General features: G+C 50.8%; 24 protein-coding genes. 6 read left to right on the top strand and 18 right to left on the bottom strand.

Features of this window, described 5'->3' with window-relative positions; all coding sequences use genetic code 11:
- Position 1: 1 nt before the first annotated feature.
- Together ACNO7C_RS04650 and ACNO7C_RS04645 are read right to left on the bottom strand one after the other, a co-directional pair.
- Positions 2 to 307: a hypothetical protein gene (locus ACNO7C_RS04650; RefSeq protein ID WP_460025790.1), complete on the bottom strand. Its 306-nt coding sequence runs from the start codon at positions 305 to 307 to the stop codon at positions 2 to 4.
- A 1-nt stretch (position 308) separates the two neighbouring features.
- The gene (locus ACNO7C_RS04645; protein WP_460025789.1) at positions 309 to 1,196 is read right to left on the bottom strand and encodes a DUF4129 domain-containing protein; all 888 of its coding nucleotides are present in this window, start codon (positions 1,194 to 1,196) and stop codon (positions 309 to 311) included.
- 101 nt (positions 1,197 to 1,297) lie between these two features.
- Here ACNO7C_RS04645 and ACNO7C_RS04640 point away from each other — a divergent pair, with 101 nt between their 5' ends.
- Entirely contained in the window at positions 1,298 to 1,564 is a 267-nt protein-coding gene (locus ACNO7C_RS04640) for a hypothetical protein (protein WP_460025788.1), read from the top strand.
- Here the strand turns inward: ACNO7C_RS04640 and ACNO7C_RS04635 are convergent.
- From ACNO7C_RS04635 to ACNO7C_RS04620, 4 genes are all read right to left on the bottom strand, one after another.
- Positions 1,561 to 2,337 (bottom strand): PAC2 family protein, encoded by a 777-nt coding sequence (locus tag ACNO7C_RS04635; protein ID WP_460025787.1) that lies wholly within the window; start codon positions 2,335 to 2,337, stop codon positions 1,561 to 1,563. The genes ACNO7C_RS04640 and ACNO7C_RS04635 overlap by 4 nt on opposite strands.
- A 313-nt stretch (positions 2,338 to 2,650) precedes the next feature.
- Positions 2,651 to 3,391, bottom strand: a complete 741-nt coding sequence (locus tag ACNO7C_RS04630) for a TatD family hydrolase (protein WP_460025786.1) — start codon at positions 3,389 to 3,391, stop codon at positions 2,651 to 2,653.
- The gene (locus ACNO7C_RS04625) at positions 3,381 to 4,226 is read right to left on the bottom strand and encodes an inositol monophosphatase family protein (protein ID WP_460025901.1); all 846 of its coding nucleotides are present in this window, start codon (positions 4,224 to 4,226) and stop codon (positions 3,381 to 3,383) included. Before ACNO7C_RS04625 ends, ACNO7C_RS04630 begins: the two co-directional genes overlap by 11 nt.
- Before the next feature lie 15 nt (positions 4,227 to 4,241).
- Positions 4,242 to 4,745: a metallophosphoesterase gene (locus ACNO7C_RS04620; RefSeq protein ID WP_460025785.1), complete on the bottom strand. Its 504-nt coding sequence runs from the start codon at positions 4,743 to 4,745 to the stop codon at positions 4,242 to 4,244.
- 44 nt (positions 4,746 to 4,789) lie between these two features.
- Between ACNO7C_RS04620 and ACNO7C_RS04615 the strand changes: the two genes are divergently transcribed.
- The gene (locus tag ACNO7C_RS04615) at positions 4,790 to 5,125 is read left to right on the top strand and encodes an SWIM zinc finger family protein (RefSeq protein WP_460025784.1); all 336 of its coding nucleotides are present in this window, start codon (positions 4,790 to 4,792) and stop codon (positions 5,123 to 5,125) included.
- 11 nt (positions 5,126 to 5,136) lie between these two features.
- On the opposite strand, the gene ACNO7C_RS04610 is transcribed toward ACNO7C_RS04615, so the two are convergent.
- Positions 5,137 to 6,231: a lysylphosphatidylglycerol synthase transmembrane domain-containing protein gene (locus ACNO7C_RS04610; protein WP_460025783.1), complete on the bottom strand. Its 1,095-nt coding sequence runs from the start codon at positions 6,229 to 6,231 to the stop codon at positions 5,137 to 5,139.
- Between the two features lie 81 nt (positions 6,232 to 6,312).
- Here ACNO7C_RS04610 and ACNO7C_RS04605 point away from each other — a divergent pair, with 81 nt between their 5' ends.
- Together ACNO7C_RS04605 and ACNO7C_RS04600 are read left to right on the top strand one after the other, a co-directional pair.
- Positions 6,313 to 7,341 carry a glycosyltransferase family 2 protein gene (locus ACNO7C_RS04605; protein WP_460025782.1) on the top strand — a complete coding sequence of 343 codons (1,029 nt, stop codon included), beginning with the start codon at positions 6,313 to 6,315 and terminating at the stop codon, positions 7,339 to 7,341.
- 299 nt (positions 7,342 to 7,640) lie between these two features.
- Positions 7,641 to 8,060: a single stranded DNA-binding domain-containing protein gene (locus ACNO7C_RS04600; protein ID WP_460025781.1), complete on the top strand. Its 420-nt coding sequence runs from the start codon at positions 7,641 to 7,643 to the stop codon at positions 8,058 to 8,060.
- A gap of 43 nt (positions 8,061 to 8,103) precedes the next feature.
- Here the strand turns inward: ACNO7C_RS04600 and ACNO7C_RS04595 are convergent, their stop codons facing one another.
- The 5 genes from ACNO7C_RS04595 to ACNO7C_RS04575 form a co-directional block, all read right to left on the bottom strand.
- The gene (locus ACNO7C_RS04595) at positions 8,104 to 9,447 is read right to left on the bottom strand and encodes a glycerate kinase type-2 family protein (RefSeq protein ID WP_460025780.1); all 1,344 of its coding nucleotides are present in this window, start codon (positions 9,445 to 9,447) and stop codon (positions 8,104 to 8,106) included.
- A 219-nt stretch (positions 9,448 to 9,666) separates the two neighbouring features.
- Positions 9,667 to 11,502: a glycoside hydrolase family 57 protein gene (locus ACNO7C_RS04590; protein WP_460025779.1), complete on the bottom strand. Its 1,836-nt coding sequence runs from the start codon at positions 11,500 to 11,502 to the stop codon at positions 9,667 to 9,669.
- Positions 11,503 to 11,538: 36 nt separating this feature from the next.
- On the bottom strand, positions 11,539 to 11,814 hold the full coding sequence (gene albA / locus ACNO7C_RS04585; RefSeq protein ID WP_318537931.1) for a DNA-binding protein Alba: 276 nt from the start codon (positions 11,812 to 11,814) through the stop codon (positions 11,539 to 11,541).
- 62 nt (positions 11,815 to 11,876) lie between these two features.
- On the bottom strand, positions 11,877 to 13,688 hold the full coding sequence (locus ACNO7C_RS04580) for a ribosome biogenesis/translation initiation ATPase RLI (protein ID WP_460025778.1): 1,812 nt from the start codon (positions 13,686 to 13,688) through the stop codon (positions 11,877 to 11,879).
- A 15-nt stretch (positions 13,689 to 13,703) separates the two neighbouring features.
- Positions 13,704 to 13,991: an NADH pyrophosphatase zinc ribbon domain-containing protein gene (locus tag ACNO7C_RS04575; protein WP_460025777.1), complete on the bottom strand. Its 288-nt coding sequence runs from the start codon at positions 13,989 to 13,991 to the stop codon at positions 13,704 to 13,706.
- Positions 13,992 to 14,061: 70 nt separating this feature from the next.
- Here ACNO7C_RS04575 and ACNO7C_RS04570 point away from each other — a divergent pair, with 70 nt between their 5' ends.
- On the top strand, positions 14,062 to 14,646 hold the full coding sequence (locus ACNO7C_RS04570; protein ID WP_460025776.1) for a THUMP domain-containing protein: 585 nt from the start codon (positions 14,062 to 14,064) through the stop codon (positions 14,644 to 14,646).
- Here ACNO7C_RS04570 and ACNO7C_RS04565 read toward each other — a convergent pair.
- Positions 14,608 to 15,141: a hypothetical protein gene (locus tag ACNO7C_RS04565; protein ID WP_460025775.1), complete on the bottom strand. Its 534-nt coding sequence runs from the start codon at positions 15,139 to 15,141 to the stop codon at positions 14,608 to 14,610. The two genes, ACNO7C_RS04570 and ACNO7C_RS04565, sit on opposite strands and share 39 nt — an antisense overlap.
- A 61-nt stretch (positions 15,142 to 15,202) precedes the next feature.
- On the opposite strand from ACNO7C_RS04565, the gene ACNO7C_RS04560 reads away from it, so the two are divergent.
- Positions 15,203 to 15,997 carry an SAM hydrolase/SAM-dependent halogenase family protein gene (locus tag ACNO7C_RS04560; RefSeq protein WP_460025774.1) on the top strand — a complete coding sequence of 265 codons (795 nt, stop codon included), beginning with the start codon at positions 15,203 to 15,205 and terminating at the stop codon, positions 15,995 to 15,997.
- 94 nt (positions 15,998 to 16,091) lie between these two features.
- Here the strand turns inward: ACNO7C_RS04560 and rtcA are convergent, their stop codons facing one another.
- The 5 genes from rtcA to alaS are packed head-to-tail and all read right to left on the bottom strand — an operon-like array spanning position 16,092 to position 21,544.
- On the bottom strand, positions 16,092 to 17,138 hold the full coding sequence (rtcA, locus tag ACNO7C_RS04555) for an RNA 3'-terminal phosphate cyclase (RefSeq protein WP_460025773.1): 1,047 nt from the start codon (positions 17,136 to 17,138) through the stop codon (positions 16,092 to 16,094).
- Entirely contained in the window at positions 17,135 to 17,716 is a 582-nt protein-coding gene (locus ACNO7C_RS04550) for a CDP-alcohol phosphatidyltransferase family protein (RefSeq protein WP_460025772.1), read from the bottom strand. Before ACNO7C_RS04550 ends, rtcA begins: the two co-directional genes overlap by 4 nt.
- Positions 17,717 to 17,759: 43 nt before the next feature.
- On the bottom strand, positions 17,760 to 18,122 hold the full coding sequence (locus ACNO7C_RS04545; protein ID WP_318537939.1) for a nascent polypeptide-associated complex protein: 363 nt from the start codon (positions 18,120 to 18,122) through the stop codon (positions 17,760 to 17,762).
- Positions 18,100 to 18,843: a DUF434 domain-containing protein gene (locus tag ACNO7C_RS04540; protein ID WP_460025771.1), complete on the bottom strand. Its 744-nt coding sequence runs from the start codon at positions 18,841 to 18,843 to the stop codon at positions 18,100 to 18,102. The genes ACNO7C_RS04545 and ACNO7C_RS04540 overlap by 23 nt, the downstream gene beginning before the upstream one ends.
- Positions 18,827 to 21,544: an alanine--tRNA ligase gene (alaS, locus tag ACNO7C_RS04535; protein WP_460025770.1), complete on the bottom strand. Its 2,718-nt coding sequence runs from the start codon at positions 21,542 to 21,544 to the stop codon at positions 18,827 to 18,829. Before alaS ends, ACNO7C_RS04540 begins: the two co-directional genes overlap by 17 nt.
- Positions 21,545 to 21,567 lie beyond the last annotated feature (23 nt).

Below are 21,567 nucleotides of genomic sequence, written 5' to 3'. Positions count from 1 at the left end.
TTTAGGCTCCTTGAAAAATCCTTTTCTTAAGTTCTTTAGGAGAAGGCTCGTGTCCTTTGCTCAACACTTCTTCCACCTCATAGATTAGCCCCTTATACTCCTCGCTCTCGATTTCAATTCGCCTTTTAGGGCGATTCAGGGATTTAAGCATCGTAACGACTACCTGCAGGGTGGCTACAGCCGCTAAAAGCAGCGATGAAAGCCACGCTATACTCCATGCCAGCCGCAAACCGTATACTTCGTAGACTGCGGCAACAGCGAGTGAAATAGACGCTAAAACGAGCAGAGTCTTGACGGCTCTCTCCACTCTACGTCGCCTCAAGGTGGTTGATTAGAGACGCTAAGGCTTTCTCAGCGCGCTCGCGGTCTTCCGTGTTCAATGGATAATCGCTGTATAGGGCCTTCTCGAAAAGGTACGTTAGATCCTCCAGGGGGGCGATCGGGATAGTAGGTATCAAGGTAATTGTACGCTGCATTATTTCTCGAGCCGTCATCTGCCCTGGCGTGTCAACTCGCCTCTTGTTAAGCTCTCGGCAAAAAGATTTGTATAGCTCGGATATAACGCGCCTAACATCTAAGTCGGATCTGATCATCGTCAGAGCCTGCTTTGATTCCTCCAGAATCGCTTCACGTACTTCTCTCGTGGCTGATTCGCTGTTTATCTGTTCTCTGCGGCTAAACCGAGCAGTAAGAAAAACTGAGGCAATGGCTAATCCTAATAAAACTGATGCTATCCAGGGTGTATAGTGTAAGAGTTTTCCCGAGGCTTGCGGATAGAAGGTGGTGGCGGTGGAGTTTAAGCGCGTACCTGACGTGTTGAATTCCTGAGTTAGAGAGGTGTTAGCGGGCTTGATGTCAAGTTGAACCTGATATTCCTCCTTGGATGGATTCCTGCTTATAACCAGGAGTACTAGCAGTAGAAGAAGAAGGTTGAACAGCAGGGAGAAAGCAAGGCTTTTTCCCCTGCTCTCTCCTCTATTCTTATCTCTTTTGAGGAGCTCGCGGATAACCTCTGCGACATCGCGCCTTGCCACGTAAATGCTTACCGAAACTAAGGCTACAAACCCCAGAAAAACTGCCGCGTTAACATCCTGTTCGGCCACGCTTGGAACATAGAGTTCTCTTGGTTCACCCGTGGCTACCAAAAGTATCAGGATCGTAATGATTGCAAGCAACAGTATGTCTCCGTACCTCACTTAAGCTCATGTCATCGGTGATCGGCGAATATTTAAACCGAGCTTGCCCCTGGCTTGTTATGTATTCGAGAACATTTCGGTACAAAGTCAGATCAGAGAGGTTGTCTGAGGCAGTTGCGCTAATCAGAGAGATGGACTCAATCATGCGATCATACTCCGTGGAGTTTAAGAAGCTAACGCTTATAAGGGAGGCAGAGGGTGAGGCGGTGCTTTTAGAAATCTACCTCTTTGAGAGCTGGAACGATTGGCGCGAGCTGATGAAGCGAACCCAAGACGATGAGAAATTAGAGAAGATGTGGCAGATGTTCGAATCGATTGTAGAAGGAGGAATCCTGGAGGAGGATTGGGAAGCAGTGAGCTGGAGCTAGACGTACCAGCTCGGCAAGCCTTCTTTTCTCTCCTCGGCCTGTTCTGCTTTCTCGATCTCTCTCCTCAGCTCCTCTTCCCGTGCTTTCTCTTCCTGAATAAGCTTGTCCAGGCCCTCCAGATTCACCTCAAGCTTCAGAATTTTTGACAGAACTCTAACCACCTCCCGCGAAGATTCAAAGTTCGGCTCGGGGGTATGCGTGCTTCCCATTATGACGAGGCCTTCAATGCCTTTTAGCGCGGCTAATGCAGGTAGGAGGCCGCACGCCCCGGTTATGGTCCCGCCAGCACTACGCTTGAGGCCAAGGGCTTCGAGCTCTGGTGCTGATCCAGAGCCAGCGACTGTAAAAACAACCTCAACTGCCGGAGTCTCGGAGGATGTCCCGCAGACCCCTATAACTTTTTCACCCCCAAGAGAGCTGAAGAAGTCAAGGACGCAATCTGCGACATCATACTGAGCCCAGCTGACGGGTTGAACCTCGCTCGTTAGAAAAAGGATGTCATGCTCCTCGCCGCTATAGAGGTAAAATTTATAGGATGGAAGCCTCAGGGTTCCCGTCTGGTCGACAAAAACCCCAGCGTTCCCGACGGGAAGGAGTAGCCCAGGGCCCACGAGCTCGGCCACTTTCTCAAGCCCGAGCGTCGAGACAATGTAATCAACTGCGATCTTCCCCACCAAGCCTATGCCAGGTAGCCCCTGCACCAAGATGCCGCGCCTGAGCGTCAATTCCCTGTAAACGAAGATCCTGTACCCCCTGCACTCAAACGTACGCACAGGTTTCACAGCCCGACGACACTTAAAAAACTTACATTAACTCTCCCAGCTTAGTCTACACGCGTTTCGCGCGCAAGAGCCGCTCACGTTGACGCTAGGGGATTCCATGGCAGTGAGCCCAATGAAAGCATAATAGGGTGTAGTGTTTTGAGCTAATCGCTGATGAACACCTGCGACACTGAAAGGTGATGAGTACCAAACCGTCTGAGAAGACGATTTTTTGCCAGAATCCGCAGGGTAAGTTCCCCTCATCGCATCGGCACCGGGAGTACTCTTCATCGAAGGAAAATCCTATTCAGCGAGAAGACTCTGATTACCTATTAAAAAGCTTTTTGGCATTCCCGAGCACTTCTTTCCTCAGGGTGTCTTCAGGAATACCTTTCAAGGCGGCTATTTCTGCTATTAGCTCTGGAATCAAAAGTGGAGTGAGAGTAAGGCCCCTATAGTTGTAGGGTCCGTCGCTCTCTGTTAGCATCGAGCTCACCGGAACCGCAGATACTACCTGCTTAGCCTTCGGCTGTATGCGCAGTGAGGCGTTCACGCCTATCATGTAACCTGAAGAAAGTATCTCCTGCAGTAGATCTAGGGGGCCGGTGTACCAGTGGAAAACAGCGCTTTTCACACCACGTTGCCTTAAAAGATCCAGTGTTTCACGCCACGCTCCAGCAGAGTGGATGTTCATAGGCTTGTTGTGCGCTATGGCGAGCTCTACAAAGCGCTCAAAGATTTTTCTCTGCAGCGGGAACGTGTCAGCTACGAACTTTAAGTCGAGCCCAACCTCGCCTACGCAATCCGCATCTGGGATAAGAGCCTCGATCAGATCTACCTCACGGGAGGCCGCGCCCTCTTCTTTCAGATTCCAAGGATGCAATCCCACGCAAGCTAGGACGTTTTCTGGGTAGGAATCGCGGAGTTCCAAGACTTTGAGGGATGAGGCGTAATCCTCTGAAACCGCGATCAGTCGTATGCCAGATGAGATGAAGCGCTCAACTTTCTCCACCTGGAACTCGTAGAGGTGTACGTGGGCGTCAAGGTAGAGAAAGTCACGAGGCATAGAACATCTCCGTGAAGTCCATGTTGAGCGCTTCGCGGTAAACGGCCTCCAGCTGCTTCCCAAGCTTCTCAGTAGAAGCGGCTATTACTGCTAGCTTCTCTTTAAGCGAAACAGCCCCCCGCTCATTGAGAGAGCCCCTCACTTTAACCCAGGCGCCCGCTTCACGCGCTATAAGGATAGCCGCCGCGACATCAATGACCCTCATGGTACCCCACTGGTCTATGTACGCGTCCACACCTCCCGATGCCACAAACGAGAGCTCTAGGCTGGCGCTCCCCAGGCTCCTGACCACACTCCCCCTAAGCGTGAGCATGAGTGCATATACTTGTGGGAGAAAGACAGCCTTAGGCGTAGCTCCAACGAAGACTAGAGCGTTGGCAAGATCGTCCTGAGACGTCACTCTAATTGGTTTCCCGTTAAGCCAAGCGCCTTGACCTCTGACAGCAGTGAACTCCATGTTCAGGAGAGGAGCGTAGACAACGCCTGCAACAAGGTCGTCTAAGGTCTCGCCTTCCACAACACCAATAGAAATGGCGAAGAAGGGTAGCCCGCGCTTGTAGTTCCTGCTTCCGTCGATGGGATCTATAATGAATGTGTATGCGGGACTCTCCCCGTAAGAGAGCTCTCCGGCTTCCTCCGATATTACCCTTAAATTCCCCATGTGTTGACGGAGGTAGTTTATGATAGCCTCCTCGGATGCCACATCGCCCTGAAGCGAGTAATCACCGCCTTTACCTTTGCCTACAACGCTACCAGCTGTCCCTAGCTTGATGGCTTCAATAGCCCTTTCAGCACCCTCTCTAGCTGCCTCCCGGATGAGGCTCAGAAACACCATGCTGCCCAAGGCTTGCTACACCTCAATTACCTCCACTGAAAGCTTTTCTAAGTCAACTACGGCGAAGGTGCGCGTAGTAGCAAGGTACCCTGAGAGCGTGCCGGGGTTTACCACAAGCGTTTCTCCTATTTTCCGGACGTCCACTCTGTGCGTGTGACCATAGACCACGATGTCGAAAAGGCCACTCCTAGCCAGAGCTTCAACCAACTGTTCAGTTTTCTCCGGTGTAGAGGCTCCATGAATCACGGCAATGCTCCTTCCATTGATCTTGAGGAAGAGAGGAGCCTCCTCTAGTACGACTCCAATGTTCTCCGCTGTTTTCTCCAGTAAAAGCTTCTCACCATCGTTGTTGCCGAACACCGCGTAGACCTTAAACCCCTTGAATAACCTTAGTGTGAACGGGGAAACAATGTCGCCTGCATGTATAATAGCATCGATACTCCCACCAGTTCTCGCGAGAAAGGCGTTCACGGCATCCAGGTTATCGTGTGTGTCTGATATAATCGCAATACGCTTCATGAGGCTCAAGCTTAATAAGCCGGATGGAATTAAAATCTACCGTAATGTCGGCGAATAACGCTGAGGGGAAAAGCGAAGCTACGATGCAGCGGGAAATTCCTTTGGATAGGATGATAGCTAGAGCGGCCTGGCTTCTGGCTGAAGGGCGCGTGGTGAAGATAAGCCCGTACCTGTACTACGTTATGGGTAAAAACGGTAAACACCTCGTCAGAGTAGAGGGTGGGAGGCTGACGTGCACGTGTAAAGGATTCCAGGAGAAAGGGATATGCTCGCATGTGATCGCAGTATCGACGCTATCGGGTATAAAAAGCATTGATAGCTTTCTCGACGAGAGAATTAGGGACAGAGTTCGAAGGGAGCTCCGAGAAACGTTTGGCTAGCGAGACTGCGCTCAGGGTTTTAGGAACGGGACTTCGATGCCGTAGTCTCTCGCTAGCCTCGTGAGAGTACCTTTAATCTCCTTCAGATTCTTCTCGGAGAAAATCTTCTTTGAGTAGTAGACTCCTATGGGGTATATTAGGGAGAGGGTCACGAGTATTGTCACGCTTCTGCCTATCAGTGTAGCCAGGACCGCGCGCTCTTTAGGGACCCCGAGGATGATGTAGAGCGTAATTAAGGCGACGTCCACGCTCCCGATCATGAAGGGTACTCCTATAGAAGCTAATGAGAGTGTGGAAAGTATTGTATACCCTGGAGCTATCAGCAGAGGATTAATATCGATTCCCACGCACTTCAAAGAAAAATAGGGGGTCATTATCCCGCTTACCCACTGCCCCATCAGGGCGGCGACGGCGAGCCAAAGGTAGAAGTTGTACGGAGAGAAATCCCTAGATGTCTCGGAGACGTAATTCAGGAATTCGTTGAGGTCATTCAGAAGTGCATGCTTATTGTTGATGGGAAGCTTCGAGACGAGCCTGGACATGAAGGATTTTAATTTCTGTGCATTAAATATGAAAAATGCAATAAGAGCTGAGCTAAGGATCGAGAGGAGGACAGCCGAGGCATAAAGCAGCAGGTAGTGAGAGAACCCCACATAAATGTTCACGATGAGGAGAGAAGCTACGAGTATGAAAATGGATAGCGTAGTGTTGAGCAAGAAGCGAAAGAAGAGACCGTAGCTTATCGACTCAGCCCAATCACCGTACTGCTTTAGAAAAACAATCCTAACTATGTCACCTTCAATGAAAGCACTGGGTAATAGGAGATCTACGAGCCAGGCAAGCATGGTTCCTCCCACAGCGTCCCTCAAGCGTAGCCTAAACCTTTTGTAGGCTAAAGCCCAGTAAGCCAACGCGTGAGAAAGGTAGTAGGCTACTTCGAAGAGTACGAGGTATAGAAGTAGCTGAGGGTTAACCGAGGAAATTGCTTGGAGAAACTCCTCGACGTCGAAGCCCTGGGCAATGTAAAGGACCATGACGATTATTAGGATGAGTTGAGCCAAGAGCACCGCGTGTCGTCTCAACCACGCTGTAAGCGACGTTTTCATGATCAGACCACGTGTGATGTAGGAAGCCTGCTAATATAAGTATGCTAAAGTAATTTAATGGTCCCGCTTGTTAGAAGGTGCGTGAACGGTCTACCAAGGGTTAGCGTTGTTGTTGTGAACTACAGGTCGTATGACGTGCTTCGGCGCTGCTTGGAGAGCCTCCTGAGAAGCGACTACCCCGATTTCGAGGTTGTAGTTGTTGATTCGCTGACTCAGGGTTTAGAGAAGAAGATAAGAGAGGATTTCAAAGACCGTGCAATCAAGGTTGTTCACTTTGACTCGAACATCGGTGCCTCTGCATCTCACAACATCGGGGCAGTTGCAAGCGATCCGGAATCCAAATACCTGATCTTTATGGATAATGACGTCTTCGTCACGCCGGAGGCGATACGTTTTCTAGTTGAAACGATGGAGAAGGAGCATCGAATCGGCATTCTCCAGGCGAAAGTTGTCTCTAAAAGCAACCGTGGGAAAATGGACCATATGGGTTTGGGGCTTGACATTGCCGGAACGTGGGTGACTACGTATGGGCAGGAGGCCGGGGCGTATGATGAGCCATTGGAAATATTTGCAGCCTCGTCCGCTTTCATGATAACTAGGCGCGAGCTGTACTTTCAGGCCTTGGGTTTCGACGACACGTACTTTATCTACGATGACGACACTGATTACAGCTGGAGAGTTAGGTTACAGGGCTACACGGTGGCTTACGAGCCTCGGGCGATTGTCTACCACGAGGATAAGTTCGAGAACAGGCTCCGGTACGATAAGCTTTACTTCGGTTTTAGGAACAGGCTTCTAAACATTATAAAAAACCTTGAAGCCGAAAACATGGCTATAAGCCTGGTGTCTACCCTCTACCTAGCATATTTGAATGTCCTAATGCTGAGCCTATCGCTGAGGGGACGCGAGGCATATGCCTACTTAAAGGCGACAGCAAACGTTATCTCTAACTTGCCTAGGCGTCTTGTCCACCGAAAAATTGTGCAGAGAAAGAGGCTCGTGAGCGACAAGTTTCTTTACAAGAAGGGCTTCTTGCGTAGAGACCTGTTGGGGACGATTATAATGCTTAGGGCCCTTCTCACGAGGTATTTCACTGAGAAAAGCAAGTAAACCCTTCGAACAAAGAGACCGTAGCTTTTCGTAGTTTACACTTCTGGACAATTGATTCTACTTTGAGAGATGGGAGAGAAAGAGGCCGTTAAATAGCGGGACGCCTTTTGTTGCTACTCGGAAGCTACTGAAGAAATGGCGACTTCGTTTGAAGAGAAGACTGGTAGGGCAGGTAGACCCGTTTTCTTACAACTTGCGGCTAACACGACGATTAGGGGGATGATGATGAGAAAAACGACAGGTATATTACTGTGGCCTGTGGTAGTGACTCGCGCCTAAAAAGGCGACATGAGAGGCGAATGTATAGCTCAGAAACAAGGGAAGTAAAAATAGCTGATATAACTCCGAGCACGCGAAGGTTCTCTGTAACCTTCAAGGTACTAAATGTCGATAATGAGAAGCAGATTACCTCTAGACGTGATGGTTCCGAGCACCGCGTAGCCGATGTTCTTGTTGGCGATGAAACCGGTGTAGCTATACTCACGGCGTGGGACAACGAGATCGACAGGTTCCGTGAAATGATAGGACAAACAGTGATGCTTCAGAATGGGTACGTGTCACTGTATCAAGGTAAGCTTAGGTTGGGGCTTGGGCGCTTTGGCTCAATTAAACCTTCCGATGAGAAAATCGAGAACGTGAATTCCGAGAATAACGTATCTGAGAGGGAATTCGAGGAAGGAGGATTTAGAGGCAGAAGAGGAGGCAGACGGCACTTCTAGGCATTTTTCCCTAAAAATTTTTTATTTCATTTTTACTGTTTCTCTATATCTCCTCAATAACGGCTACTACGAAGCCGTTAACATTCGTACCCGTGTAGCCTGTCTTAATATGACCCCCAACTTCTTTGAAGAACTCATAGCTGTCATTCTCTTCAAGGAATTCTTCTGGTCTCAGCCCCATAGATATGGCTTTCTCGTAAGTTGAGCCATCCACGACGGCGCCTGCTACGTCTGTGGGACCGTCACGCCCGTCACTTCCAAGGCAGGCGACAGCCACTCCTTTTACTCCCTTCAAGTAGATAGCTAAGCTTAAGGCCAGTTCCTGGTTTCTACCCCCGATCCCCCTGCCTTTCACAGTCACAGTGGTCTCGCCTCCTATGAGAAGTGCGAGTGGCGGTTGGAGGGGGTTACCGGTTCTTCTCACCTCTTTTACAATTGATGCTATTACTTTGCCCACTTCCCGTGCTTCTCCCTCTAGCATAGATGTTAGTATTAGAGGCGTGTAACCCATCTCTCGGGCTTTAGCTGCCATAGCCTCCAAAGATTGTATATTACTTGCGATAACCCTATTAATCACTTTTAAGAAAACTGGATCGTCGGGTTTAGGCGTCTCTGGAACGAGGCCCTGTAATCCCTTCTCAATGTACTTTCTTATAGACTCAGGGGCTTCATCCCACACCGAGTACCTAGTAAGTACCGCGTACGCGTCTTTAAACGTTGTCGGGTCGGGAACAGTGGGACCCGAGGCGATGGTATCCATTCTGTCGCCTACGACGTCAGATATCATAAGCGTGAGCACCGTTGCTGGTTGAGAGTGCCGAGCCAGCCACCCTCCTTTAATTCGAGAGAGGTGCTTGCGTACGGTGTTTAACTCGAATATATCTGCTCCGCGCTTCATCAGAAGTATGCTCAGATCACCTATCTCGTCTATCGTCACGCCTTCCACGGGATACTCTAGGAGGGCTGAGCCTCCTCCCGAGAATAGAGCTATAACCACGTCATCCTCAGACAGATTCGAAACTGTTTCTAGGACTAAGCGCCCTGCTTCAACGCTCTTCTGTGAGGCTCTCGGATGGGTTGCCCCTACTAGCTTGATTTTCTTCAGGGAGTATTTTCCCACGAGCTCTTCTGGGACGGCTACCACCCCGCCTGCTACTCTATCTCCGAGAATTTCCTCGACAGCCTGAGCCATGCCTCCAGACGCCTTTCCTGCGCCGACAACGTACACTCTGCCTTTGAGTGGTATCTCGGTCCCGTCCAGCAGGTGAATTGCAGAGTTGCTTACAGATATGTAGCGCTTCACAGCCGCCCCTGGTTCAGCGACCCGTATGCCTTCAAGCGCCAATGTCAGAGCGATGATGCGAGCATTCTCCTCGGCTTCGCTCACGGGTATAACTTCGTGGCACTTCGGTTTAAGACTTGCGAGCCGCAGCTCGAACCTGTTACCATGCTAGCCCGAGGCGAAAGCAAACATTGTAATTTAGCTTCTAGAGCTTGAAAAGAAAAGCCATAGACCGCAGAGTCCATAGAGCATTTTCGGGTAGCTTGCACGTGCGCGAAAAAGCTATGGGGGTAATAAGCAAGTCTAGTAGAGTGTAACAGGATATTAGTGAGTCACCGGAAGTGTTATTGCGCCCGCTTTGACTGCTACTTTTGGGCTTCCGTTCAGCGGTGTGTAAACAGTAATCCTTCTGTTAGAGTTAGGCTCAAGCTTCACCAAGGTTTCGCTTCTGAAGCCATTATCTTCAACGAAAATCGAGAGGTGAAGGCTGTAAGGGGACTTGTTCTCAAGCTGAATCACAAGATGATCATCAGCTTTCTCCACTATGGAGGCTTGCAAGTATTTCTTTGCAAAGTTCTCGGCTATCTCGATGCTACGCTGCGCCCATCTTCTTACAAACTCGCGCTCCCTGTGAACTTCGCCATACCAGTAGAAGTCGCTGTCAAAGGCGATCGCTAAAGCCTTCATGGCTTGGAAAAGCTCGGTGCTCCTATCTAGGGCTAGGGCTTGCGCGTTTTCACCTATAATCCTATACAGGGAGAAGACAACGTCCAGAGCTTTAAAAGCCTCCTCCCACATCTCATCTTTCACACCCCCCGTCCACTGGGACTCGGAGAGGTTTACCCATGAGCCGTAAGGCACGTAGGTAAGTACCCTAGAGGGTTTGTGACCCTGTAGATACTGTTCCAGAGTCGTCGTTTTTATAACCTGGCTTTTCTCAATGTACTCTATTATGCGTTTCAGAAAGTAGGGTGCAAACCTCCGGTACTGCGGTATTATCATCCAGTTTTCTCCATCCAATGCGATGACGACGATGCCCCCCGGTGCCGTTAATCGCCTCTTAGCCAGTTCGATGACGAAGCGCCTTGCTGCCATATCAGCCTCTTCTTCATCCTTGAAGTCCACGTTGAAACTTATCCAGTTGCTAAGCGCAAGATCTCTGAAGAAAACTATGATTTCATTAGAGGTTTCCGGGTTACGCACGATGTATGGCTCATAAATCGTGCCTTTTTCGCCGCTAGCCTTTTCAAAGTGTTGCTGGCAGAGAACGGTATAAAGAATGTTGTGTTCACGGTAAATGTCTACTAGCTCCATGCTCCAAAACATTTCCGGAGTCCAGAATCCCTTAGGCCTCTTGCCGATCTCATTCTCCACAATAGTGAGCCCTTGGGCGATCTCCCATGATAAAAGCTTTTTCGCTTCATCGAGGAGGTTCTTTTCGCGAGCCTTCTTCAACACGAAGCCTAATACTGTGTGAGCGTAGACGCTCCCCATGGGTTCAATCCTGCCTTGAGACACGAGGTGCCGGATCGTGTCCATAAGCTCTCTTATCTCTTCCTTCCGCTGAATAACCTCTGGGGGGACGCGCTTATCCTCGGAGACGACCATTTCCCACTGCTCAAGTAGAGAGGGGGAGAAGTGGTCGACATCGCTGAAACCCTGGAATTCCCCGTGAATAGCTAGATGCACCGAGTAGGGACCCTTCTTAAATCCCTCGAAATCCCCCTCTAAGACGTGCTTGTAGGCCCACAGGTCCTTGAATGTCCCCTCAGGGTAGTACTGAGGAGCTTGGTGGTGGTGCCAGACGAATGAAACGTAGATGGGGGCGCCTTTATCTGCTATAAAAACGGGGAACTCGAGGCCTTTCGTAGTGCCGTCTTTCTCCTCAAAGTATATTCCGAGAACGCCTTCACCCACAACTTCCGGTATCTTCAATTTAACTTTGTACTCTCTTTGCCCTTTAGGTGGAATCTTCTCGAAGTCAAATATGGTAAGTACCTCCTGTTTGCCGTTTACGCGGAGTGAAATGTATGGTCGTACCTCACGCTCCATGTCCTCCACGTTTAGCAATGCAAAAGAAACTTCCAGGTTCGTGCCGCCCAGGAAGACTGCTTGGTCAAAGTTAGTAGCTATTTTTAGCATGAATACCAGCTCAATCAAGATTTAGAGAAAAAATTGCCGTGAAGAGATACTGATTTACTCGGTTTTCACTAGCTCTATTTCGATGGTGGACACTGTTCTCTCTTTGCCAGGCTCTCCTACCTTTTCGCTGCCAATTTTTATTGTACCGTAGCTGACCTTGCCTCCAAGGAATCTTCTAACAAGTTCGGCCGCATCGACGGCTCTGGAAATGGCACGGCCCCTTGCCTTCAGAATGACACGCTTGCTACCGCTTGTGAACTGGGTTACTGCGGCGAGCACGTAGCTGCTAACTGGTTTGTTCCCAACGAAGACAGTTCCAGCTTCCGCCATGATACCTCAACCTCCTGTTTTTGCGTGCGCTAACTCTACTTTAGGTAAACTTATAAACTTTTTTATTCTCGACTCTCCTCCTTGTCCTCCATCACGACGTAATAGTACTCATTTAGCACGGTTTTCTGGTACCTGTCAAGCCAGGAGCCTGGCTTGTTTATCCTTGGTCTTTTAGACTCAGGATCTCTCCTGAACGTAATACCCATATCCCTAAGGAACTCGTTCATACCTTTCTGCATACTGCTCGGCGCTAGGGCTTCACCCCTCAGCCCTGGCTGACCTTTAAATACCATTATCGTCATAGCCAGGAAGTCCACAGCCACAATATCGTGCTCGACCACTATCGTCGCGGTACCCTTCTCGGCCGTAAGGCGTTTTACCACCTTAGCTACAGCGTATCTCTGCTCTACGTCAAGGTAAGCCATCGGCTCGTCGAGGAGGTAGAGGTCAGCATCTCTCCCTAGAGCTGAGACAATCAAGACCCTCTGGAGCTCACCCCCGCTGAGGTCACGCATATCATGGTCAAAGAGGCTGTGAACACGAAGAGGCTTCAGAAGCTCAGCCTGAACGAAGCTTGAAGACGTATCGACCCCCGATGCCTGAAGAAATTGCCTGACTGTACCTTCGAATTGTACTTCTCCGAGAAACTGTGGTTTGTAGCTAAGCCTCAGGTTTAAAGGCCTTTCAATCCAGCCCTCGTCCGGGTCGAGCTCCCCCACAAGCATCCTTACAAACGTAGTCTTGCCGATCCCGTTTGGTCCTAAAACGCCGATAACTTCTCCTCGATGCACCTCTCCATGCTCGACGCGCAGCGTGAAGTTTTCGAGCTTCTTCACAAGGTCGCTCCACCTTAACATTACGCTCTCAACAGGCCACTCAACCGGGGGTGGTCTCTCATGAAACTCTATTTTATACTCCCTGAACCTCACGTTTTCCTCACGTATGTAGCCTTCAATGAACGCATTTATCCCGGCTCTAGCACCTTTCACTATGCCAACGATTCCGTAGACTCCAGGCTCACCGTAGATGACGGAGACTAGGTCGCTCACATAGTCCAGCACCGCTAGGTCGTGCTCAACGACGATGACGTATTTTCCTGGCTTCACTTGGTCGCGAATAAGATTAGCCACGCGGAGCCTTTCGCGAACGTCCAAGTAGCTAGAAGGCTCGTCGAGGAGGTAGACACTAGCATCCCTAGATAAAGCTGCCGCCACAGCGACCTTCTGCAACTCCCCACCGCTTAGGTTTCGGAGGGGTCTGTCCTTTATCTGCGAGAGCCCCAAGTACTCCATTAGCTCTCTCGCAATGCCTCTTTCGTCAACTTTCCCGAGAGCTTCCTGCACTGTTATGAAGTACTTCCTCAAAGCGTCGATTGCTTGAGGCTTAAAAGATACTTTGAGACTGCCGCTTGCCAGTTTCTCGAAGTAGGGTTGGAGCTCAGAACCCTTAAAGAAGTCGATTATCTCATCCCAGTCAGGTGGAGACTCATACCTCCCGAGGTTCGGTTTTATAACACCGGCTAGGATCTTCAGCGAGGTTGACTTTCCAACTCCATTGCTACCCAGTATTCCAAGCGATCTCCCCTCCTTAGGTACCGGGAGCTTAAACAGTTCGAAGGCATTTGGGCCGTAGCGGTGCACAAGGTTTCTAGAAAGCTTCTCCGGCAGGTTAACAATCGATATGGCGGAGTAGGGGCACTTCTTGATGCATATTCCGCAACCAACACACAACTCTTCGGAGATCCTGGCTTTGTTTTCAGCTTCATCAATCCATACACACTTAGACCCTGCCCTGTTAACCGGGCAGAAGCGCACGCATTCGAGGTTGCACTTGCTCGGCTTGCACAGTGCTTTATCGACGACGGCGAGCCTCATCTCTATCCCGAGGGCTCACTCTTCAGACGATTCTTCCTCCTGTTCCTCAAGGGTCTCTAGGAAAACCTCGTAGATCTCCCGTAGTTGGCTCCGCTCCTCCTCGTCCGTTCTAGCGGCTTTCACGTCAAAAACCGAGACCTTAGTCTTCTTGTCCTCAGAGACGCTTTCACGCATTGAGTAGCCTTTAGTATCCTTTGTTTTCACCTCGTACCCGCAGTTAGGGCAGACGAGGTAGAGGCCATCCTGCTTCTTTTTGGGCACCATAAGTGAGCCGCACTTGGGGCAGAATTCCACCGTAACCACCTCACGGCTAAGGGGTATTGCTACACATGAAATATATTAATGCTTTTCGGAATAAGTATCGATCGCTGGTATGCTAGACGAATTTAATCTCGTCGTCGCAACCTATAGGCAACGGGAAAATGACTGCATAAGCGAGCTCTGGTTCTTTGCGAGCGAGATAGGCGATAAGTACCTTGATGCTAGCAAGACGGGGTTGCCCTCCCTTATTGTCGCAAAAACGAGCATGGACCCCGAGGCCTTCACCGAGAAAATACGTGAGAAATTGATGAGTAATCCTTGGTACTTCAGATACATTTTAAAGGTTACACCCGTGCAAACAACGGTGCCTGCAACTCTGGATCAGATCCGAGAGGCAGCACTCAGGCTCGCAGCTGAGAGAATCCTTCCTTCAGAAACTTACAAAGTAGAAGCGCACGTAAGGCTCTCTGAGCTCAGGCGCGAAGAGATAATCGACGCAATCGCCAGCAACATTAAAAACAGAGTAAGTCTAGAGGCTCCCGACAAGGTTATTGTTGTAGAGGTTATCGGCGAGAAAGCTGGAGTAGGTGTTGTAAAGTTCTCGAGTATAGTGTCCGTCGAGAGGCTGAGGAGGGAGGCAAGGAGAAGTGGGAGGAGTCTACAAAGTGAGGGCGAGAAGAGTGGCTCTGGCCCTTAGAGCTCTGACCAGAAGCTCTCTGTCAGGGGGCAGGTTCAGGAAGGCTGAGTAGAGGCTAATCCAGCAGTCTTCGTCGGGTTCCTCCTCAACAGCTTTAAAGACCCCCCTTATTTCTTCGAGCAAGCCGAATATGGGTTCGGCGCCGCGGCTACTTATACCTACGAAGCCAGCCCTGGTACCTTGACCCTCACCGAAGAAACTCACCGCGTCTTTGATGTTTCTCACGCCTATTAGGAACAGTAGGAATTCGTGGACTAGATCTCTCGATATCATTCTACCGCTACTAAAGTTCCTAAGAGTGTGAAGCAGAGAAGTGACTATTACTCGCCTGTCGGGTAGCTTACAGCAGTCTCGTAGAAGTATGAGCCAGGAGCCTTCCTTAGTCTTTTCCCTCGACCATTTTAATGCGCCCTGGAACCCTTCGTCACTAAGCCCCTCCAGGCATCCGTACACCAATGTGTACTCTTTGCCATCAAAGCGTATCGAAATGTTCACGTCTTCTTCGTGCGGGGATTAGGATAAATAGTTTGTAGAGAGATGCCTTTCTTGGGTACCCATGAGCCTAATAGCCCTCTTGACGGATTTTGGAACAAAGGATTATTACGTAGGAGCCGTTAAAGCTGTCCTTAAGCGTTTTTGCCCGAGAGCCGAGCTCATTGATATAACTCATGAGATCGATCCATGGTCTCTCCTTGATGCGGAGTACCTTCTCAACTGCTGCTTCGACGATTTCCCTGATGAGACGATCTTTCTCGTGGTTGTGGACCCGGGTGTGGGGACCGAGAGGAGACCTATAATTGTCAAGACGAGGAGGTTCTGGTTTGTGGGGCCTGACAACGGTGTTTTCGCAGAGGTGGCGGCAAAAGACCCGCCGACCAGCGCGTGGGCGATAGTTCGCGTCCCGTGGCAGACCAAGAGCTCGCATACTTTTCACGGACGGGACATTTTCGCGCCAGTAGCCTCCTTTCTGGCCTGCGGCGGCAGTGTAGAGGAGGTTGGAGAGCAGGTGAAGGGTATAGTGCACCTGAGAAAGCCTGAGACTTCGTTCAAGGACGGAAGTCTCGTGGGTTACGTAGCGCATATTGATCGGTTCGGGAACGTGGCGACCAGCATTGATTCAAGGCTTCTTCAACAGGCTGGTGTAAGTCTCGGGTCAACCCTTCACATCCTCGTTGATGGGAGACGCTACACGGCGAGATTTTACAGGACGTTCGGTGAAGCCGCGGAAGGAGAGCTTATAGCCCTCATCAACAGCTGTGGGGTTCTCGAGCTCGCGGTGAACCGCGGTAGGGCTTCTGACATTATCGGGGTTAAAGTCGGGACGCCTCTGGAGATAAAAGCGTCGACCTGAGCGCAATGTTCTCAAGTTTCATACTATTGCGAACAATCTTTTTTCCATTTTGGGACGGAAAAACCGGCAAAAATTGTGATGAGGATGCGAGTGATTACCTGAATCCCACTCCTCTTATCCTTACCCTCACTCCAGTGGAAGATTTTTCGACGTAATACTCTGAGCCTAGAATCTGCTTGCACAGTTCAAGCGCTGTTTCAAGGTGTAACGTCACCTCAGAGGTTTCGAAAAACGACTCGCCATCTGCTAGCGACAGGTAGATAGCCAAGTTATCTGAGGCGTGAGGGTCAACAGGCACTCCCAACCTGAGACTCTTGTGCAGGGACTCTGCGGCCTCTGCCCCCACCACTTCTGCCGGCTTACCTTTCTCCCCTATCGAGTCCCCGCCAACTATGCCTTCACCCACCTTTGCCCAGAGCACTATGCCCGTCCCCTTCCCCACAGACGGCGTATTGCAATCGAGCCTTAGCTCCCCGACGTGGTAACCCATCTTCTCTAAGGATGCTTTAGCCGTGGTAGCCTGTCTAGATGCGATGCTGCACGGCAAGTTTCCCACGTATGAAATCCCTTCAATTAACCCTACCTTGTCGCTTCTCACAAGTTTGAGCGGCGAGAGAGGGTAGGAGGGGTGCGTCGTCACTCTAACTATACCTCCTCCCTCGGGGTAGAAACCGTGCCTTACTAATTTCGAGGAGGCGTTCACGCCGATCTTTGAGAAAAGCGGTAGCAGAACATTCTCGAAATAGTAGTATGGGGGGCTCCAGCGCACACTCGTGCCGCCTCTCACCTCAAGCACCACACTTCCCTTGGCGGCTAGCAGTACTGGGAGCGTTGCCTGAAGGAATAACGTAATAGAACCCGCTGTTCCAATATCTACAGAGTATGTGCCCCCCTCTAGCCTTTTCCTTGAGGGCCGGAAGATTATCTCGGTGGAACCAACGCGAAGGCCTTCAACCTGAGCTTTCACAAGCTGTGCTATGAACTTCACCGCAGCCATGTGCTGCGGTCTCAAACCCGGATTGTCCCTCTTAGCTCTGATGTTGAACACCCTCAACTCCTCGCCGAGGAGCGCTGCGAGCGCTACGCTGTACCTTAGCAGCTGCCCTCCTCCCTCGCCGAAGGACCCGTCGACTTCTATCAAGTGCTCTCACCTGCTAGAGTTTTATATACGTGTAAGATCCGTTGAATGACTGTTGCAACTATGAGTAAGAGAAGTATCAGGCATACTGTGCGAGCCAATTCAGCGCTAAGTGGGTAGACTGCCAGGGCGATGAAGGTCAGGATGAGTCTCTCAGCGCGCTCGGCGAGGCCAACTCCCGCCATATGAACCCCCAAGGCTTCGGCCCGAGACCGCGTGTAACTTACAAGGAAAGCCCCCGTTGACAGCGCTACCAGTTCGGGCACGTCTACGGCCCCTACTAGGTAAAGTAAGTAGGTTAGCAGCATGTCCTCAGCCCGGTCTATAGTCGAATCGAGGAAAGCCCCGAAACTTGTTGCTTTATTCAACGCGCGGGCCACGTAGCCGTCAAGACCGTCAGACAGGGCCATAAGCAGGACAAAGAGAAGCATCAGCGGGTAAATCTTGTAGAAGCATACCGCCAGCACCCCGGAAACCAGGCCGAAAACCGTAATGAAGTTTGGGTCCACGCGAGCGCGAACTAGGGGCTTTGCCAGGATGGCAAAAGCAGATTGCAGTCTTCCTTTCAGCCTGTTTAACATGCTATCTCACCGTTTCTGGACGCGGGTCTGTGCCTAAAAGGTGCTAAACACCTCGCTTTTTAGCCGAGAGGAGTAGAATCGCCTTCGCCAAGTCGCCGCCGCTCTCTAGGAGCGCCTGCCTGGCCTCATCCCGGCTAACCCCTGTCTGCGCGACAACGAGGTCGACGTCCTCCTCTGATACCTCGACCGGGGTCTGCGGGACCTGAGCAGCTACCTCTTCGTTGCCGGATACCTGGTAGATCTTACCGCCCCCCTTTATCTCCAGAACATGCACCACGGGGTTTCGGATGACGATCACCTTGTCCTTAAGCTTAAGCGTCACTTCCTCAACATCCGGGAGGTCGCGGAGGTTCAACCCCATTCTCTCCAGTATTCGGCGTTGCTCACGTGGGCTGAGCCTCTTCAACTTGCGACACCACGATCTCTAGAACCGCGCAGGGTGATATAATTTTGCCTAGCTCCCCCGCGAGATCGAACACGCGAGCTACGCGGTCAACGATGACAGAGTCGCTGGAAGCGACTGGTATGCCCTCTTTAGCTTGAACAACAACAGTGAGGTCCGCTTTATTAGACAGCAAGGCAGTGCAGTTCAGAGACTGGAGCTTGCACAGCTCTCTGGCAATCTCAGCGAAGTGTTTGGACCAGCTTACCTGCGAGTCAAAAACGATCACCACGTCGCCTTTAAACAGCCTACTCAAGATCGAGAGTAAAAAGTAGAGGGCTGAAACATAGAGCGGGCATAAAGTAACCTTCCTGTTAGTAGCGGCAAGATCCCGCACAAGCCCATCAGTGGACGCTACAAGCGTGTCTCCGATGAGGGCCGAGGCTACAGTGCTTACCTGGTTGAAGCCGTCTATCACCAGCTTTCCATACTCGTTGAGAGCCCCCACCTTCACGAGTTTCGCTCTGCGAAGATTGCTAACTGACTTTGAAAACACCGAACGGTAGAGGCACAGTCGTTCCAGCCTTGAGAGTGAGTACCTTGAAGTCACGAGGTCGAGAATAAGCTTCCTGTTGTAACCCCTATTGAGGAGATAGTAGAAATCTGCAGCGGCTTCAAAAAGCTCGCGTCTGGGTGAAAGCCGTATAGGAGCTGTTTTACCGCAAATTTCAAGCTCCAAAGACATCCGCGAGAACCTTCTTTAAGTTCGCGACATCGGCCACGCGGCCCTGGAACAGGTCCCTCACGCCTCCTCCTCTCCCTCCCAGTTTTTCGCAGAGCTTCCTGCCTACGTCTCGCGCATCGTATGTGCTCAGTGCCCGATCGCCCACCTTGATAGCTATTTTCCCGTCTTTGCCATACGCAACCACCACCGCGTTGGGTTTTAACCTTCCCAATGTAGTCGCAACTTCACGGGGATCTGCGTCAGCGCTGTCGATTAGGTAAACTTCTGTCTCACCGATCGTGAGAGCTGGAGCTACGGTCTGCTGAAGAGAGCCTATAAGAGTCTGCTCTTTCAGGCGTTTCACCTCTTTTTCAAGATGATCTACTCTGCTCAGAAGCTCTGCCACCTTCTCGACGAGGGTTTCTTCAGGAGCCTTCAAGAGCTCCTTAAGAGCAGAGACCAAGGAGTCTCTGCTCTGAACGTACCTTAGAGCAGGCTCTCCCGCCTTAAATACTACCCTTACAACCCCATCCTGGATCTTCTCGAAACCCACAATTTTTATGAGGCCTATCTCCCCCGTGTTATCCACATGCATTCCCCCGCAGGCTTCGGCATCCCACCCCTCGATCTCCACGACCCTGAGCACCTTCTCGGGGACCACCCCGCCCTGGTAGAGCGTGAAGCCGTACTTTTGCTCAGCTTCTGTTCTTCCAATGAACCGCTTTATCACACGCCTGTTCTCCCAAACCACCCGATTTGCAAGGAGCTCGATCTGCTGAGCCTGCTCTGGGGTAATTGGCTTATGGTGCGTGAAATCAAACCTCACGTAGTCCTCTGTTTTCAGCGCGCCCGCTTGCCAGACGTGCTTGCCTAAGACCTTCCTCAGTGCCCCTAGGATGACGTGCGTTGCAGTGTGATGGCGCATTAGGTTGAGGCGCCTACTTATGTTGACCACGCCTCTCAGCGTGGACCCTACAGCTGGCAGTTCACCCCGAACCTCGTGAAGTATCACATCGCCAACTTTTAGGACATGTACGACCTCGCATCTCTGCCCGTCGAACTCAAGGTAACCCGTGTCAGCCAGCTGACCACCTCCTTCAGGGTATAAAGCCGTCTGGTCCAGAACCAAGTACTTCCCGTCGATAATGCCCACAACTTTTGCTGTGAACTCAAAAAGCTTCTCGTTCTCGTAGTAGAGCTTTCTCGTGGGCGGGAAGCCTTGAACCAGGCTTGGGTCTATCTGCATCCTCACAGCTTCCTTGAAGGCTTGAGCCGAGCGTCCTTTGAGCTCTGCCAACTTAGAGTAGAAGCCAACGGTGTTCACAGTCAAACCCCGTTGCGCAGCTCTCTCCTCAAGAAACTCGGGTGGAATGCCGTGCGATTCATATAGCTTCAAGAGAGTGTCCCCCGGAATCTCTTTGACACCCTTGTCAAGGCTGTCTTTAATTATCTCTTCGATAACCTTCTCACCCCTGGCGACAGTTTCCCTAAACCTATCCTCTTCGTAATCGATGATGTCAAGTATGTCTTCTTGAACTTCGCTGTACTCGGGGAAATCGTTTCTCCACTTCTCTATCTGCTTAGCTATTATATCGCTCAGCTTCATCTCGAGCCCGAGCTTCCGCATATACCTCAGGCTTCTTCTGATGAGGAGGCGAGCTAGGTAGCCAGCTCCTGTATTACTCGGCACGATCCCATCCCCAATCATCCACATCAGAGTTCGCGTGTGATCAGCTATGGCATATATGGCCTCATACGGCTCCAGGTACCGTTTAAGCTCGTTTACGCTCATCCCGACAGATTTAGCTATGTTTGAAAGCGTAGCTAAAGCCTCGAGGGGCTTCTTGTAGTCTAAGCTACCACTGGCCCTAGCGACTTTACTCATTATCTCCTCCTGCGGTCTCTCCAGGCCGCTTTTCACCCTCAAGTACTCTACTATCTCCGGGAAAACAGCTTCATAGACGTTGTAGGCGCCTGTTAGGAGCCAGTAGATTCGCTCCAAGCCGTAGCCTGTGTCTACTATCCTGTTGCTTATCGGGATCAGCCCGCCGCTCTCGTCTGTCTTGTAGTGCATGAATACAAGAGTGGCAACCTCGAGGCCTCTGACTATGACCTCGTAGTCTTCTCCTGCGTTCCCACCCCCACTCCACATATCGTAAATAAAGGTTATTTCCTCAGGCTTTACCCCGTAAACCCTCGTAAAGAGTTCGTAGGCGAACTCCACGGTCTCGTTCGCCCAGTATATATTGACGCCAGGGAAGTTGAAAGCGTGGTGAGCCATCATCTCAAACCCGGTCAGGTGTCGGCTTGTTTTCCCCACGTTATCTACATCCGTTAGCCTAATGCTCGGCTGCGAGATGACGAGTGGATTTGCGGGGGGCGGGACTAAGCCCTCCGTAACCCAAGGCTGAAAATCGTATATTGAAGCCCCCACGAGGTAAACGTCCTCACGCCACCTTGCCACAACAGGGTACCTTCTTACGGAGGTGTGACCCCTTTTCTCAAAGAAATCTATGAACATTCTGCGAACCTCAGATATTGAGTCGACGCTCACACCTACTTTTTGTCCGATGAAAGAGTAAGGCTCACACGGCTGATCCCCGCATTTTTCCCTCTCAGGGTTTAGAGTCCAGAATACACGGCCGCAGACAGGGCATGTTTTCTTTACCCAGCCGTTTTCAACGAAAAACGGCAGGTTAATGAAGTCCTCCTTCACCGTCACAAAGGCTAGAAGGTTCTACCAAA

Source organism: Infirmifilum tikiterense (genome assembly GCF_054696565.1).
The sequence above is the reverse complement of the archived record's forward strand: the minus strand, read 5'-3'. Positions and strand labels throughout refer to the sequence as shown.